The organism is Candidatus Pantoea bituminis (genome assembly GCF_018842675.1).
Taxonomy (GTDB): domain Bacteria; phylum Pseudomonadota; class Gammaproteobacteria; order Enterobacterales; family Enterobacteriaceae; genus Pantoea; species Pantoea phytostimulans.
This window is the reverse complement of sequence record NZ_JAGTWO010000001.1, coordinates 41,265-56,667: the sequence shown is the minus strand read 5'-3', so window position 1 is coordinate 56,667 and position 15,403 is coordinate 41,265. Positions and strand designations below refer to the sequence as shown.

14 protein-coding genes and 5 pseudogenes are annotated in these 15,403 nt (G+C 47.5%); 11 read left to right on the top strand and 8 right to left on the bottom strand.

Going from position 1 to position 15,403, the window contains the following annotated elements:
* Positions 1 to 164: 164 nt before the first annotated feature.
* The 7 genes and pseudogenes from KQP84_RS00330 (at position 165) to KQP84_RS00300 (ending at position 4,248) form a co-directional block, all read left to right on the top strand.
* Positions 165 to 488: an antibiotic biosynthesis monooxygenase family protein gene (locus tag KQP84_RS00330; RefSeq protein ID WP_215844759.1), complete on the top strand. Its 324-nt coding sequence runs from the start codon at positions 165 to 167 to the stop codon at positions 486 to 488.
* Positions 481 to 873, top strand: coding sequence for an amino acid-binding protein (locus tag KQP84_RS00325; protein WP_215844758.1), 393 nt, complete (start codon positions 481 to 483; stop codon positions 871 to 873). The genes KQP84_RS00330 and KQP84_RS00325 overlap by 8 nt, the downstream gene beginning before the upstream one ends.
* Entirely contained in the window at positions 870 to 1,580 is a 711-nt protein-coding gene (locus KQP84_RS00320) for an ArsR/SmtB family transcription factor (RefSeq protein ID WP_215844757.1), read from the top strand. The genes KQP84_RS00325 and KQP84_RS00320 overlap by 4 nt, the downstream gene beginning before the upstream one ends.
* 287 nt (positions 1,581 to 1,867) lie before the next feature.
* Positions 1,868 to 2,287, top strand: coding sequence for a bleomycin resistance protein (locus KQP84_RS00315; RefSeq protein WP_215844756.1), 420 nt, complete (start codon positions 1,868 to 1,870; stop codon positions 2,285 to 2,287).
* Positions 2,288 to 2,893: 606 nt separating this feature from the next.
* The gene (locus tag KQP84_RS00310; RefSeq protein ID WP_215844755.1) at positions 2,894 to 3,271 is read left to right on the top strand and encodes a hypothetical protein; all 378 of its coding nucleotides are present in this window, start codon (positions 2,894 to 2,896) and stop codon (positions 3,269 to 3,271) included.
* A gap of 350 nt (positions 3,272 to 3,621) precedes the next feature.
* Positions 3,622 to 3,756: pseudogene (locus KQP84_RS00305) on the top strand (molecular chaperone DnaJ); the annotation flags it as partial.
* A gap of 201 nt (positions 3,757 to 3,957) precedes the next feature.
* Entirely contained in the window at positions 3,958 to 4,248 is a 291-nt protein-coding gene (locus KQP84_RS00300; protein ID WP_009089453.1) for a Bor family protein, read from the top strand.
* 269 nt (positions 4,249 to 4,517) lie between these two features.
* On the opposite strand, the gene fos is transcribed toward KQP84_RS00300, so the two are convergent.
* The gene (gene fos, locus KQP84_RS00295; RefSeq protein WP_215844754.1) at positions 4,518 to 4,943 is read right to left on the bottom strand and encodes a fosfomycin resistance glutathione transferase; all 426 of its coding nucleotides are present in this window, start codon (positions 4,941 to 4,943) and stop codon (positions 4,518 to 4,520) included.
* A gap of 325 nt (positions 4,944 to 5,268) precedes the next feature.
* On the opposite strand from fos, the pseudogene KQP84_RS00290 reads away from it, so the two are divergent.
* Positions 5,269 to 5,606 (top strand): annotated as a pseudogene (locus KQP84_RS00290) (cupin domain-containing protein).
* Between the two features lie 331 nt (positions 5,607 to 5,937).
* Here KQP84_RS00290 and KQP84_RS25870 read toward each other — a convergent pair.
* Together KQP84_RS25870 and KQP84_RS00280 are read right to left on the bottom strand one after the other, a co-directional pair.
* Positions 5,938 to 6,711 carry a helix-turn-helix domain-containing protein gene (locus tag KQP84_RS25870; protein ID WP_309140112.1) on the bottom strand — a complete coding sequence of 258 codons (774 nt, stop codon included), beginning with the start codon at positions 6,709 to 6,711 and terminating at the stop codon, positions 5,938 to 5,940.
* 740 nt (positions 6,712 to 7,451) lie between these two features.
* Positions 7,452 to 8,075: an aspartate/glutamate racemase family protein gene (locus tag KQP84_RS00280; RefSeq protein WP_252515069.1), complete on the bottom strand. Its 624-nt coding sequence runs from the start codon at positions 8,073 to 8,075 to the stop codon at positions 7,452 to 7,454.
* Positions 8,076 to 8,489: 414 nt separating this feature from the next.
* On the opposite strand from KQP84_RS00280, the gene KQP84_RS00275 reads away from it, so the two are divergent.
* The gene (locus KQP84_RS00275; RefSeq protein ID WP_243079644.1) at positions 8,490 to 8,720 is read left to right on the top strand and encodes a pyridoxal-phosphate dependent enzyme; all 231 of its coding nucleotides are present in this window, start codon (positions 8,490 to 8,492) and stop codon (positions 8,718 to 8,720) included.
* 208 nt (positions 8,721 to 8,928) lie between these two features.
* On the opposite strand, the gene KQP84_RS00270 is transcribed toward KQP84_RS00275, so the two are convergent.
* From KQP84_RS00270 to KQP84_RS00260, 3 genes are read right to left on the bottom strand one after another with little or no spacing between them, the layout of a single operon-like run.
* Positions 8,929 to 9,510 carry an SEN1982 family lipoprotein gene (locus tag KQP84_RS00270; protein ID WP_252515068.1) on the bottom strand — a complete coding sequence of 194 codons (582 nt, stop codon included), beginning with the start codon at positions 9,508 to 9,510 and terminating at the stop codon, positions 8,929 to 8,931.
* Positions 9,470 to 10,018 carry a carbapenem self-resistance protein CarG family protein gene (locus tag KQP84_RS00265; RefSeq protein ID WP_215844753.1) on the bottom strand — a complete coding sequence of 183 codons (549 nt, stop codon included), beginning with the start codon at positions 10,016 to 10,018 and terminating at the stop codon, positions 9,470 to 9,472. The genes KQP84_RS00270 and KQP84_RS00265 overlap by 41 nt, the downstream gene beginning before the upstream one ends.
* Positions 10,015 to 10,848, bottom strand: a complete 834-nt coding sequence (locus KQP84_RS00260; RefSeq protein ID WP_309140096.1) for an SUMF1/EgtB/PvdO family nonheme iron enzyme — start codon at positions 10,846 to 10,848, stop codon at positions 10,015 to 10,017. The genes KQP84_RS00265 and KQP84_RS00260 overlap by 4 nt, the downstream gene beginning before the upstream one ends.
* A 466-nt stretch (positions 10,849 to 11,314) precedes the next feature.
* Here KQP84_RS00260 and KQP84_RS00255 point away from each other — a divergent pair.
* Positions 11,315 to 11,933, top strand: a pseudogene (locus KQP84_RS00255) (LysE family translocator).
* Between the two features lie 298 nt (positions 11,934 to 12,231).
* On the opposite strand, the pseudogene KQP84_RS00250 reads toward KQP84_RS00255, so the two are convergent.
* Positions 12,232 to 12,998: pseudogene (locus KQP84_RS00250) on the bottom strand (AraC family transcriptional regulator).
* A gap of 108 nt (positions 12,999 to 13,106) precedes the next feature.
* Here KQP84_RS00250 and KQP84_RS00245 point away from each other — a divergent pair.
* Positions 13,107 to 13,894 (top strand): annotated as a pseudogene (locus tag KQP84_RS00245) (sulfite exporter TauE/SafE family protein).
* Positions 13,895 to 14,031: 137 nt separating this feature from the next.
* On the opposite strand, the gene KQP84_RS00240 reads toward KQP84_RS00245, so the two are convergent.
* Positions 14,032 to 15,096, bottom strand: a complete 1,065-nt coding sequence (locus tag KQP84_RS00240) for a mechanosensitive ion channel family protein (RefSeq protein ID WP_215844751.1) — start codon at positions 15,094 to 15,096, stop codon at positions 14,032 to 14,034.
* Between the last annotated feature and the right edge of the window lie 307 nt (positions 15,097 to 15,403).

Genomic DNA, 15,403 nt, shown 5'->3' with positions numbered 1-15,403 from the left:
TCTATAAATCGTTGCAGACCTTGAATCTTTTGTCCGTTTTTCTGTGAGACTTCATCCGTCTAAACAATTCTGATTTCCACGAAACAAACATACTTCGGTGAAGGCCGAAGCATCAGGCTTTTGTTGGCAATAAGCTGACCGGAAATCAACGACAGAGCAGACAAATGATTGCAGTACTTTTTGAGGCGGATGCCTTACCAGAGTCTCGGGAACGGTATCTTCAGCTCGCTGCCGAGCTGAAACCAGTATTGTCAGACACGCCGGGCTTTATTTCCATTGAACGATTCCAGAGTCTGACTACGCCCGGAAAAATCCTTTCTTTGTCATGGTGGGAGGATGAAGATTCTGTGGCTGAGTGGAAGCGGAACGTTATACACCTGGCAGCACAAAAAGAAGGTAAACAGTCAATTTTCTCGTTTTACAGAATACGCGTTGCCAGTGTATTCCGTGATTACTCATCTGATAAGGGAGCGCATCAGCATGTATGATATTCACGTTATTCTCAGTAATACTCCAGGTTCGCTTGGCTCACTGGGAAGTGTGCTGGGCACAAATGGTGTCGGCCTTGAGGGAGGAGGCGTGTTTTCGACGCCAGAAGCCGGACACGCGCATTTCCTTGTTGAAGATGGTGAGAAAGCCCGCAAGGTTCTGACTGATGCCGGTTTTGACGTCAGCAATGTGTGCCGCCCTCTGATAAGAAAATTACCTCAGAAACGCCCGGGTGAGCTTGGAGACATAGCTGAAGTAATTGCCAGGAACGGCATTAACATTCTGGTACAGTACAGCGATCACAGTAACAGGCTTATTCTGATTACGGATGACAATACTCGGGCAGCTGAAGTAACCCAACAATGGGCAATACTCCCTGAATGAAACGTCTAAAAACTGAACGCGACAGTGAGCCGGATGATTCTCTGCAAAAATCAATGGCACAGGTTGCTTCTGCCCTATCTGATCCGTCGAGGGTCAGTATTCTGTGCGCCCTGATGGATGGGCGCGCATGGACAGCCACTGAACTCAGCGCTGTAGCTGACATTGCCGCATCGACAACCAGCGGTCATCTCAGCCGGCTTCTCAGCAACGGGCTGATTATTTGCCTGACTCAGGGCCGTCACCGCTATTACAGCCTTGCGGGCCGCCATATCGCCGGACTGCTGGAAAACCTGATGGGGATTTCCATGCACACGTTCAGTTCTCCGGTGCCTCGCACGCCCGCCTATTTACGTTATGCACGCACCTGTTATGACCATTTAGCGGGAGAACTTGCTGTCAATATTTATGAGTTTATGCTGAAGGATAAATGGCTTGAGACTGACGGCACTGCGCTGACACCAGACGGAAAATCTCATTTCCAGAATCTTGGCGCAGTGCTCAACTCACACCCGCGTCGCAAATCCTGCTGCCCCTGCCTCGACTGGAGCGAAAGACGCTTTCATCTGGGAGGCGATGCCGGCTCGGCGCTGATGACGCTTTTTCTGCAGAAAGAATGGGTAGCCCGCACGCCGGGATATCGCGAAGTGAACGTGACCGACAGCGGCAGAACTGCCCTGTCTCGCCTGTTCAGTTTAGATTTACCCTGATCCTTGATCGTGTACAGGCTGCTTTTTCGCCAGTTATTCCGCTTTACTCTGATTCACCTGTTCTGATTTCAGTCGGGCTTTAATGCAGCCTGACAAACACAGCATAAACTTTCGCACTGTGTCCGCTCCTGGCACAAAGCGGACACAGTGCGGAAACAGCCCGCGTTGAGCGAAGAGCGGACATTAACACTGTAAGTCAGACAATTTGGCCATCGGACTATCCCCATAACATCGTCTTACACAAAGCCGCCTGATGTATGCTATGCCAGTCAAAAAAGATGATATCAATGGCTGACCTGAAAGACCCCTACTGGAACCGTATGGTTCCCGAACTGACCGTAACGGATTTTCCTGCTTCCCTGTACTTCTATGTTGATGTGCTTGGCTTCAACGTTGTGATAAAACGTAGCGATCCTGATTTTGCTTATGTCAGCCTCGGTGAGGCGCAAATCATGCTTGAGCAGTATCATGCTGAAGGATGGAACACATCAGAACTCGTCAAACCGTTAGGTCGTGGCGTTAATTTCCAGATAGAAGTGGACGATATTGAGCAAATACTTGCGCGTTTACTCGCACATGGCATATCGCTATATCGGGCTTTACGCGATAACCACTACAGTACCGGAGAAACGATAGCCTGCCAGAGAGAGTTTCTGGTGCAGGATCCGGATGGATATCTTCTGCGTTTCAGCCAATATATTGAGTGATTTTCCTGCTTTTCCTCCGGCCTGTTTAAGCAACTGCGACTGAACGGAATATGCAATGGTATAACATTGCTGATTTAAACGTTTGCCCGTACAAAAAGCTGAAGAGAAAGTTAAGCTGACAATGCAAGTCACTGATATTGACACCCTGCCTGACTGTTAACAGTACCAGAAGCAAGTATTCTGTCTTCAGTTAATCAGTATTAATGAAGATATTTCCGGATGAATATATTTTTTAAAACTGTGTCTTCCGGATAACAAATGCACAATTTGTTTGTTACAGGTCATATTATACATAACATAACTTTCAAACTTAATTTGATCTGAATCAAGAAAGTTATCGACTTTTCCTTGTGTTGATTAATCAAGATTAAAGAAAAGCCATGCGTAATGTTTTACGTTAAGTGTATGAGGTACTGTATATTTACACATGCATGAAGTTTAAAATAAATGACTCCATTTTCTTACAGTGGGAACTATCAGGTAACAAAATTTTTTCAAGACTGTTAAACAAAATAATGCTGATCTCTTAGTAATTTTTTACTTTTCAAATCTTACAGCCTGTTCATATTGATATAAATTACACCTCCCACTGACCGAGGAGGCAATATGGAATGGTTTTTACTGGAAACGCTCATCAGTCCCGAAACAGCCACATCTTTTTCATTGATTATGAATCATAACAAAGTGTGCCGTATTATCTGGCATGAGTACGATGAGGACCTGACGCCGGGAAAATATATTCTTTTAAGCAAGGGTAAGTTTATGTTTGAAGGCAGAGAAACAATCAAGCTTATCAGGGCGTTAAAGACAGATTTTTATACGAAAACCGCCTGGAACTCTCTGAAAGCCTATACGGGCTGCGAGAAATTTTTGAAAAAAGGCCAATGTGGTTATGCGCACCGTTGTGCAATTAAGACTTGCCCAAGACAACTTCATCAAAATGGTATACCTGAGCGCAACGACAATAATCTGCATCTACATTAACGTTTGATAATTAAGTTGTGATTTTGCTCATGATTATCAGGTGCAATATAACCCCTGCCAGTTTAGTTTTAATTTCCTGAGAATAATCAGGGTTTTTATTTAAATGATACAGTCATTTGAATTATTTCTTTAGTATATCCTTCCGGGATATACCGGGTCTTGGCTTAACCGGACTGTTTGCCTCTTCTACTTTACCGGATACCGCAGGGACGGAACTTGGGCTGGTTCTGCTTTTAATCGTGATGTGCCATTCCGGATCATTGATCCTGCTACCCGTAAAACAACATAGCACAATGTTCGCAACGTCCGCTTCTGGCACAAAGCGGACTGACGGCAGGCCAGGGTCCGCTATGAGCGAGAAGCATAAGTCGCTGCTGCGTGAGCTGGAATAGAGCTTTGGTGGTGCGGCGGGCGAGAAGAACAGTCCGCATTCAAAAAGCTTTCTCGATGGCGTCAAAAAGTTCTTCTACGATTTGACTCGCTAAGCGGAAACGCTGCGGTAAACATAAAAAGCCCCTGCTGTGCAGGGGCTTTTTTTATTGCTGTACTATTCAGCAAAACGTATCCGTTAGGCGTACTTAAAAATCTTTCTCATGTTTCCGCTTTCGTTGTCGATAACCTGATTGCTGGCTGAGTGATGATTTCACTCAGCATTTATTTTTTCATTTCAGGCGATAAAAATATTTATGAACAAGCTTTGTGTTGCGGCGTTGTTGGCTCTGAGTTTAACCGGCTGTGCGCAGCAGACTTTCGTAATGAAACAGAATCAAGTTGGCGCGGCGACGAAAACCACTAGCCAGCCGTTCTTTGTTTCAGGTATCGGTCAGCGTAAGAGCATTGATGCGGCGCAGGTGTGCGGCGGCCAGGAAAAAGTTAGTCGGGTTGAAGTGCAGCAGACGTTTGTTAATGGCTTACTGAGCGTGGTGACGTTTGGTATCTACACGCCACGTGAAGCGCGCGTTTATTGCGCCATCTGATAATGCCTCAGGCCGGTTCGCCGGCCTAATCCTGCGCCTGTTATTAAATATTGTAACTATTAAATTCTGCTGTCGTACCGCTGCGCGGCTTGCCTGCTGACGACGTTACTCGAAACGAGTTCAGGCAACGTCGTCCAGCCTGGTAAAAGCAGTGGTAAGCTGTTGAGGCATGTCAGTCCGCTTTGAGCGAGAAGCGGACATAAAACCTTAGAATGCACTGAAGCAGGAAAGCATCTGGATTAACCTTGCCGATTTTCTGGGTTACCAAATCACTTTTGTTCAGCTCCATTCATGCCGTTGAAAAACACCATATCCTTGTAGGGATGCTTCAAACATGCATTAAGGCGACTGTTTAAATCCCCATCATGAATTTCTAGCTTGTGCCCATCCGGATCCAGAAGGTAGATGGACTTTCCTTCACTCTTGTTCGATTTCCATTCCTTAACGCCAAATGATTTCAAGTGATTAGCAAACATATCAAAATCTTTACTTCGAATGCTGAAGGCGTAGTGAGTGTAATCCTGCCGAGGGCTAACCTCGTCAGCGGAAAGACACAGCCACAAATCACCCAGACAAAGGTAAGCTCCAGAGGCCCATCTGGCCTTAGGTGTAAAACCTAGTGTCTCCACATAAAAATCAAAACTTCTGGAAATATCGTTTACAGCGATTGTTATATGGTTCAGCCCAGTAAGCATTTACTGTCTCTTAAGCAAGTCCTAGGAAGTTACAGGCTACCATAAATCTTTACTCCCCTCAGTTGGATGAAAGTCGCTTCGCAATGTCCGCTTCTGGCACTGAGCGGACTGACACGTATGCTGATGTCCGCTATGAGCGAAAAGCGGACTTTGATCCCGTTTAAAAGCTGCTATGCCAATAAATCCATGACTGTCCAATATGTTGAACCATGCAGTTTAGCTGCTTAATGAAGTAATTAATAACATAACTTGTTGCGAATCAATGGTATCTCTGAGTATAACTTTCTTAAGTTCTTGTAAAACACGTGCAACCAGGAGAAGGATGATGATTTCAAAGGATAATGCCGAGCATTATGTCTGGGGCGAAAATTGCGACGGTTGGTATCTGATAAACCGTCAAGACATGCTGGTCATTCATGAAAAAATGCCTCCGGGTACTTCTGAAAAGCGACACTGTCACGCCGTCTCCAGACAGTTTTTCTTTGTGCTCAATGGCGTTCTTTCAATGGAGTTAGAAGGTGAAATGCATGATATTAAGGCCCTGCAGGGATTAGAAATTCCCCGAAGTCAAAGCATCAAGCCAGAAACGACACGGAGTCTCCCGTAGAATTTATTGTGATTTCGCATCCAACGACACGAGGTGATCGTTCTGACCTCCCTTAATTCTGCCTGCACATCGGGATCGTGAAAGCCTTTTGTTTTAACCCGTCCAATCAGTAACGTGGTCATTTCACGAAGCCGCTGTGAGTCAATAATCTGTCTGTCAGACACTTTTATTCGTGTCTGATAGATGAATTGCCAGCATAATTAAATGGTTGCACTTTCCATCATCTCTTTTCCAGAATTCATGCGCAAAAGGGCGCTGACGATATGCCCGGTTAATTAACGCATATGGTGGAAGCTTACTGTCCGTTTCTGGCATCGAGTCGCCTGGGACAGGTGCGGTGTTCGCTATGAGCGAAAAGCGGACCTACAGATTAAAAACGCTGGAAGGTTAGTCAGAGAGGGACGAACCCGATGAACTAACCCGATCCGTGCTTGCCCCTCCAAAATTTTTACGGTAGGAAGAAGGTGAGATCCCAACAGATTTACGAAACGCAGCACGGAAACTTTCCATGGATCCGAACCCGCAGCGTTCCATAATTTGCTCATTATCATAATAATTGCTTTCCAGTAATTCACGCGCAAGGTTCATTCGCATTTGCAGCAACCATGCTTTAGGCGTATTACCTATCGCATCCCTGAAACGCCTCAAAAAAGTTCGTTCTGACATCAATGCTCTCTTCACCATTTGACTGACTGACAGTGCACTGTCCAGATTTTGAAGTACCCACTCAAGTACAGGTGCAATTTCATCGCGAGGCTTCTGTGCAACAGGAGAAGGTATGAATTGGATTTGCCCGCCAGAACGTTGAGGAGCCATTACCAGACGTCGTGCAACAATGTTGGCAACATGCATGCCGTAATCACGACTAATCAAATGAAGGCAAGCATCGATACCCGCCGCGCTACCCGCTGATGTGATGAGTTGGCCACTGTCGACATAGAGAACATTGGGATCAACAGTTATGTTGGGATAGCGCTCTGCCAGTTCATCCGTATACCTCCAGTGTGTTGTTGCGCGCTTCCCGTCCAACAGTCCTGCTGCGGCGAGAACAAAGACACCTGAACATATCGATAGGATGCCTGCTCCGCGATGACAGGCGTCACACAATGCGTCCAGTAACTCCTGAGGTGGTCTTTCGTCGCGATTACGCCAGCCAGGAATAATAAGGACTGACTTCGAAATTTATAAAGCGATCTGTTTATAGCAACTTATTACTTAACTAAAGGTAAATAAGTTCCTGTTTAAAGCATTTAACAAGGGTGATATTTACCAAGTGGTACTATGGCGCAACCTGCTAATTTAACAGGTTGGTTTAAAATTCATATATTTTTGATGTAGCCGACTTAAGTAATAATGAAAAAATGATTACATCTTCGTAAGTCAACTCACTGGCTATTTTTAGTGAGACGCTTACGATATAAGCAGAAATTCAAGGACATCACTGTGGTAAAAACGAGCTATTATTATGCTTGTAATAATTGCTTTTTGGGAATAGTTGTACATCGCAAAGGGTGTAAGTATCTTCTTAAAAAGGAACAAGCTTTCCTGGGTTCATTTTATGATTATTCTCAGGCTATGGCTGTGGCTAAGCAGCGTTACGCTGAAACAGACCAGTGTTCGGTCTGTATGAAATTCCAGCGCGACACTGATGTGCCCGTTACGATGAAGCCTGAAATTAAGTCTGTAAGTACAGGGAGTAAACCTGATACGCGTTCATCCAGAATACCTCTCCCTGAATCAAAGGCAAAAAGTGCCAGTCATGTCAAACGCGTACCCAGAAAACACTCAGCGGCTAACTTTTGACTTAAACAGATTAACCAACTTTATTATGAGCATCAGCGAGTCTGGTTTCATTATGCTTTAAAAGAGGTGCAGGCTGATGCTCATGAACCGCTATCCGGTTAGCCGGTGTTAGTGATATCGCCTTTAATTTTCCCGGACAGTCGGCTGTAGTTTTTAATGGTCGCTCTGGAAAGGCTTGCTGCCGTATCCACAATGACAAAGCTGAAAGAATTGTCAGTTATCAGGGGACTAAGATCTGTACATGCAATAAGAAGAGCTTCCACCTTATAACTTGCCACTACAGACATTAAGTTCTGCCACTCTGCCTGTACATCAGGCTCGTGAAAGCCTTTTGTTTTAACCCGACCAATCAGCGAGGTGGTCATTTCACGAAGCAGAGGTGAATCAATAATCTTTTTGCCAGTAGCTTCAATCCGCGCCTGATAGAAGCCCGCTTCCAGCGTAGGTTCTGTAGCCAGTACAGCTATCCTGGTTACTTCTGCAGGCAGTGACTCAAGTGCACTGTCTGCGATATGCAGAAGTGGAATACCAGAGCTCACCGCCTTCATTTCGGCAAAGTAACAGTGCGCAAGGTTACAGGGAACAGCTATCAAACTCACTTTTGCCCTGACGAATTCGGCAATCCCCTGCTGCAGGGCAGCGATCATCGCATCATCATCAATTTTCTTGCCCGGCCAGAAAGGTGTAGGCAACGAGATAATATGCATTTTGGGAAAATCCATATCATATTTCGCTCCGTACCCGATCTGGCAGTCTGCCACCAGCATATCAACAAAGGGGCTGTGGAACGGGGTCCCATACCTGCAAGTACACCTATAGAAACAGTCATCGCCAGTGCCTCTTTTCAAGATCCTTTTTCCGGTTAACATATTATCGCTAAGTTGACTGCAGAATTACAGGTTTTTGATTTTTCTGGTTATTTAAGAGGGTTGAGTATAATTTGCGAGCTGCTTCCCGTCAGTGAAAATGTCATGGGTAAGAACACATCGTTCGAACACAGAGATGAAACTTTAACCCCCAATCAGTAAGAGGTGTATCCACCGCGTTTTGCTAATAAATTTTATGATGTCCTTCTGAAAAGGCTTCGGGCAGAACAGCAGTTACGCTGATAGATGAATTCATAAGGAATTAAATAAATGGAAATAAGCATTCGGACCCCTTTGATACATTCCCTTTCTTTAAGTCAACACAGCGGATGCAATGTCTGGCTGAAGATGGAGTCTTCCCAGCCCACCGGCTCTTTTAAACTCCGGAGCGCGGGGCATGCCTGTTGCCATTACGCCAGTAAGGGCGCTACAGCATTTGTCAGTTCATCGGGCGGAAATGCCGGAATTGCGGTGGCTCACAGCGGTCGCAAACTGGGGTAAGTCTGCTTCTGGCACCAGGCGGCCAGGAGCGTGCGGTTTGCTCCTGGCTGACAGCGGACGCTGGCTTTGAAAACATATCCGATGCTGAAGCTGTCAGGAACAGACGGCTCCGGCGTGGAAGTTCATTGCTGGAAAGTCAGTCTTTACACTCTTAAAAGAAGTCGCCTGTTAAACTTTAAGCCCAAAAAACCTGTTTCAGGCCCGTCAGTTAATACAGTAAGTCAAGCTGTTCAGGTTCACTGATAAGCCGCGGAGTTCCCTGACTGTTTGTATCAAAGAGGGCCTGATAGCGTACTGAATCAATCCCCATGACCAGATTATCGAGATCGGTATTGGCAACGCGCACTGAGTGATTCTTCGCCCAGGCGGGCAGAGCATGGATATAATAAGTAAAGGTCACATCAGTAACGCCTGCGTTATCTGTCGAAACTGCCTTTATGGTTCTGACGCGCAGCGTTCCATAGCAGAAATCATGATGTTTTATGAATGAAGCCTGTCCGTACGGGGTCAGCTCCCAGATTTTCCTTCCTGCTTTCACATGCGAAGTAATCAGGCCGGCATCGACAAGCGCCTCCATTTTTGCATTAATCCACTGGTCAGTGCCTGTTCTTATTGAAACCGGCCACTGCTTCTCACCCAGGCAAAGAGACTGCTGATTAAGTGACTGCTGTATGAGCTCACGATACTGACTTTTGTCCCCCGCATAGCAGCAGAACGGCAGAAAAAAAGCAAAATCCCTGTGATACGTTTCAACGAAATTTCTCCATGTCCAGAGTTTGAAAAGCTTCATTCACTTCATCAAAAGTGTGTTCAGTGAGATAAATTCCTGCCGGATCCCAGTAAAAAACAGACGTCCCGGGATCGTCGTTATTTTCCTCCAGCCGGAATCGTGAAAACCTGACTCGCGATTTATCGGTAAGGTCTTCGCCACCGGCGCTGCCGGCATATTTGACAGCCCTGATAAGGTAAACCCGCCCTTTATAGCGGTGAAGTTCTGTGCCGCTTACCTTCAGGGCAGATGCTGACAGTCTTAAATCTGCCCACGTAAAGCCATCGTCGTCCGGAACCGGTACGATAAACCAGTTTTTTCCCTGTCTGATAAAGACGTTGAGGGTCTCACTGGGATGAGAAGTGTTATTGTCATAAGTGGCGGAAAAGATGGTGTCAGCTATACCGTCATCATTCAAATCAATGCTGTTCAGCCCCTTATTCAGGTGAACGCGGGTGTCTGCCTGTGATGAAGCCGGAAGGCTTATCAGAATGGTCGTCAACATAATAAAAGGAATCTTCAGGTTCAAAATTTTCGCACCAGTCTGAAGCCGGTATCCGGCAGGGCGTAGCCGGCGCTGTGCGTGTCGCAGCCAGCGAGGCTGCGCGTATGCAACAGGAAGCTGCCGCCGCAAAAATAATACATTTTCACGCCGGAAAGGGTGTCGAAAGCATCTACCCATTCCGAAACGTTACCGCTCATGTCATACAGACCGAGCGCATTAGGCTGCAGGCTTTTCACGCGGGCAGTGCCGACATTCGGATCGTTGAAGTCAGGAAACCAGGCGACATCCTTTGCGTTGTCGCTGCCAGCGAATCTGAAACCATAAGCGTCATTCCCCAGCCCGGCCTTTCCTCCACGGGCGGCAACCTGCCATTCCTCAGCCGTGGGTAAGCGGTAACCATTAGCCCGGGCATCCTGTGTAAATTCGTAACGGGAACTGTCACGCGCCGGGATGCCCTTCTTATTGAGATAGACCGGTCTCAGCCCCGCTTTTTCACTCAGGGCATTTGCAAAAATCACCGCATCTGACCACTCAATACTGGTAACCGGATGTGCGCCATTGTCTGTATCAGCCGGCCGGCAGTCCTCATAAGCGGCTCCGTTACACCCGACACCGAATGCATAACCATGCTCAAGAGCCCATTCGTGAACGTCTGTATAAAGCCGGTAGGTGACTTCAGTACGCATGATCCTGAAGGCATTCAGCGTGATGTTGGCGTGTGATGCATAGTCATGCTGGCCAAAAACGTTACCGGCATAATACCTGCCACCGGCAACCACGACTTCTTCAGGTGACTGTGTTGCAGCGGCAAAGGCGGAAAAGGCAGACAGCAGGCAGAGGAGTTTATTTTTCACAGAGCCATCCTGGCTGCTTGATATGGCCATTCACATGGCTGGTTTCTAACGTCGCCAGACTATAGCAACGGTATGGGTTTAAAGTTAAGAATATTAAGCAGGTAAGTTCTGAAATTTCATACGACAATGCCGGATTTTCAGCCTCCTTGTACTGACTGACCGGTACAGGCAGTACGCTGCAATTTAACAGCGTCTTCACTCACAGCTTAAAGTTGCCATGAAATGTGTGCCGCAGGAGTTCTGCCAGTATCAGTTTTTGGCACAAAGCAGGCATGCTCACGGGGAAAAGTCGCTATGAGCGAAAAGCGGCATCATACCTCAAGACAACCTGAATACGGCCTCAACGTGTTTGCTGTGACCTGATCCACACGCTGTCGGTTTTTTTGTTATTTTTTCCAGAGCTGTTTTTCAAGCTATTGATAAACCGGAAATTAATAGGTAGCATCCGCTTTTTCGGATAAAGAAAATGTCAGTCACCGATTCACTTCTCGCTTTCTCTTTAGCTGCACTGTTGCTTACCCTCACTCCCGGTCTTGATACAGCACTGATCCTTCGAACTGCCTGCGCCGAAGGTGGGAAGAAAGCTTTTCAGGCCGCCATGGGAATCGATACCGGCTGTATCATCTGGGGGCACTTGTCGCACTCGGGCTTGGGGCCCTGCTGACGGTTTCAGAGCTTGCTTACACGATTCTGAAAATCTGCGGAGCAGGCTACCTGTGCTGGCTGGGCTTACAGTTGCTCAGGCGTCCCCGCTCGTCATTCAGTGAAAATGATGGCAATACATCTTCTCAGGGAAACTGGTTTGTAAAAGGGATGCTTGGAAATGTACTCAATCCAAAGATGGGCATTTTTTATGTGTCGTTTTTACCTCAGTTCATACCAGCCGGGCACTCACCCTTAATCTGGACATTTATCCTCGTCAGCATTCATGTCCTTATCGGCACACTGTGGTCAGTTACTCTTATCATGTCCACACACTTTGCATCCGGCATACTAAAAAAAGCCGCGTCATCAGAGCAATGGATCGTGCAACCGGAGGGCTCTTTTTATGCTTTGCAGCCAGGCTGGCTTTTAGCACCCGATAATAGCTATGTTTAGTCTAATTATGAAAATCAAGGGATTGTCATAAATTCTGAGTTGCATCGATAATAACCTGCTCGCCTGGCTAAGCGAGATTTAACAAATTTAAGGGACCTGTGGGCGTCCGCTTCTGGCACAAAGCGGACGGTCGCATCCCTACGCTGCTCCGCGCAACACGCATCTTGCCGCCAATACAAAAATGATCATGCGCATATTCAGAGAATCGGCAGAGCCTGGCGCGGCTGTAGAGGGCAGGAATAATACAGGCGCTTTGTATGCAGGCTTTACGCCGTGTTGGCAGCCTTAAGCCGGATGATAGAATGAAGGAGGCTGGCCCGTCACGCGGCGAAACATAGTCGCAAAGGATGAACCATTATCATAGCCAAGCGACAATGCCACTTCATTCACCGGCTTGCCCGTTATCAGCATCGCCAGCGCGCTGACCACGCAGGCCCGCTGGCGCCAGGCGGAAAATGACATGCCGGTCTGCTGCAGGAAATGGCGGCGAAAGGTGCTGGCACTCATAAACATCGCCCTGGCCCAGCGTTCAGCAGGATCGTGGACAGTTGGCGCGAGTAGAAATGTCTGACACAACGCCAGCAGCGCAGGCTGCCGCGGCAATGGAATATCGAACGCGCGCGCTGGCATGGCTGCCAGTTCCAGTAGCAACAGGTTCATCAGCGCGCATTCGTGCTCGCTCTCATAGAGCGGAGGCAAATCGACAGCCTCAAGCAGTAACTGACGCAACAGTGGCGAGACGCTGATAACGTCGCAGCGGTTACGGTGGATCAGGCGCGCCGCGCATTCGGGCGCGATATACAGGCTCCGCGTCGTCACGCCGACAAACTTTACTGCATGCAGAGTTTCAGGCGGGATCCACACCGCATGCTGTGGCGGCACTACCCACTCCCCGTCACGGGTAGATACATGCATCTGACCGGTTGCGCCATACAACAGCTGCGCGCGGCGATGCCGATGGAGAGGCAGTAAAAACCCTGCGCATAATCGTTGCCGATCGCGACCACGTCACGCGCCAGACTATCAACATTGTCAATGCTCACGTTGCGCACTTTTGCCTCCTTCTGACCGGTTTGCAAGGGTAGTTGAGCGCTGCGCAAATGGGAAGTGGCGCGTAAGGGGGATAAGCTGCGGGTTCAATTTCATAGCGGAACATTTCTTTGAACGACATCCTTATTATTGCTCTGGCAGGGTTTACCACTGGCATCACAACGGTGCTGTTTGGCTTCGGCGGCGGCTTCGTTGTGGTGCCTTTGTCTATCAGCTGCTGCGCCATCAGCCTGATATGACAGGGAATGCATTACATATCGCCGTCGCCACCTCGACGGCGGTCATGATATTCAACGCAGGCTGGGTCAGCTATCGAAACTGGCGTGCGGGCAGTATCTCAGCGCAGGCATGTCTGCCGCTGCTGTGGTTCATCGCCACGGGCGCAGTGGCTGGCTCGTGGCTGGCAGGGTTGTTGAGCGAAGAATGGGTTCGCGTACTGTTTATCCTTTATATGCTGTTGACGATTGGCGACTGCCTGCTGCGCAAAGGTTTCTTCAGCGGCAGCGCGCCGCGCCGTTTATCGCTGGCAACAGTGACTGGCGGCGGGATAGTGATTGGTGTCATTGCCGCATTGCTGGGTGTCGGCGGCAGCGTTATGACGGTGCCGCTGCTGCGGCGACACGGCTATGCGATGCGAGACTGCACCAGCGCGGCCAATCCCCTTTCGCTGCCGGTGGCGCTGTGCGGCACCGTAACTTATACGGTGAGCGGCTGGCAAAAAATCCCGGCAGAGGGCTTCCTGGGTTTCATCAGCCTGAAAATTATGGGCTTACTGGTGCTCACGGGCTGGATGGGCATTCTTTTTACCCGCCGGGTGATCCCAGCCGTCCCTGATGTCTGGCATGCGCGAATCTATGTGCTGCTGTTGTGCGTCGTGCTGCTGGCTATGCTGTTGTAAGCATAACGTTTAAGCAGCTGGCACTATGAGGGAAGAGCGGAGGTACAGCGGTCCTGATGCTTGTGCCGCATGCTTATAGACGCTGTACGTTCCACCCTATAAAAACGAGAGCGCTTAATTACTGAACTCTCAAACTGTCAAATACCGGAATCGGTCAGGGTAGCCCTCACGTGAGGAAGACTCTGGGGATAATTTTGCTGAATAAACTCAATCATTTTTTCCCGAACGTGACAGCGTAAATCCCAGGCGATGGGGGAATTCTGAGCGGTCATCAATAATCTGATAGTCATGGTTTTTTCACTCGTATCCGTAACCTGGAGCACCTGAGTTTGTTGATCCCAGAGCTTTGTTTCACTGAGAACTTTTTCAAAATGCGCTCGGAGAGGATCTAACGGCATGGAATAATCAACATAAAGAAAAACAGAACCTAAAATTTGTGCGTTATTACGTGTCCAGTTCTGGAACGCATTTTCTGTAAAGTATGTAATGGGTAACACTAGTCGGCGCAGGTCCCAGAGACGCACCACAACATAGGTCAGGTTTATCTCTTCAATCCAGCCCCATTCTTTTTCAACGACCACAGCATCATCGATTTTTATCGGCTGCGTAAAGGCTATCTGAATTCCGGCAAACAAGTTAACAAGGGATTTCTGTAAGGCAAAACCAATGATTATTCCGGCAACCCCGGCACCTGCCAGAATTGTAGTGCCGAATTTTCGAACACCAGGAAAACTGAGTAAAATCAGAGAAACACAGAATGTCACGAGTACGACGATAGCGACTTTTTTAACATAGATTATCTGGGTGCGAATTTTACGGGCGCGAAGATTATTCGAAAGATTAATGTCATAACGTATAAAAAGCATATCCTGCGCAACATTAGTCAATCGAATCAAAACGGAGCAGAAGGATAATATAATAAATACATGAGTGGTTGTTGTAATAAAATTAAGTGAGTCAGGTTGAATGTTAACGTAATTAACCCCTACGCTTATTAACAGTAAGGGAATGAAAAGAAACATTGATCCACGAAGGTGCTTTTCAAGTGATTTGAATAGCTTCTTATCACGACTCTGCCAGTAGCGGATGAATCTGAGAAGGATAAATCGCGCCAGAAAACCGAGTGCGAGTGAGAGAGTGACGAGCAATACAGCAGGCACCCATGATGGAGTGCCAGATAACTCACCAAATAACGATGGCATTATTTTCCCTTATATTCAGCCAACAACTTTACGTTGTCAGTCAAGTCAAAAAAACAGTAACCATTCTCTTCCTGGTCATCTGCGGATTAGCTAATTCACGCGCATGAGTATATGAAAAATATAATAAACTGGCCTCCTCAGAACATGAAAAACATCGGGTAATTCCTGGTTAACACTTCCTGCGTACGATGAGTTCAGTATGGGTTCTGTTCACCGTTTTTGCTTTTTCAACGTGTTAAAGTCAGCTTTTGGCACAAAACGGACAGACTAGCCGAGAAGTGCCAGAAGCGGATATCAGTGTCAGGTT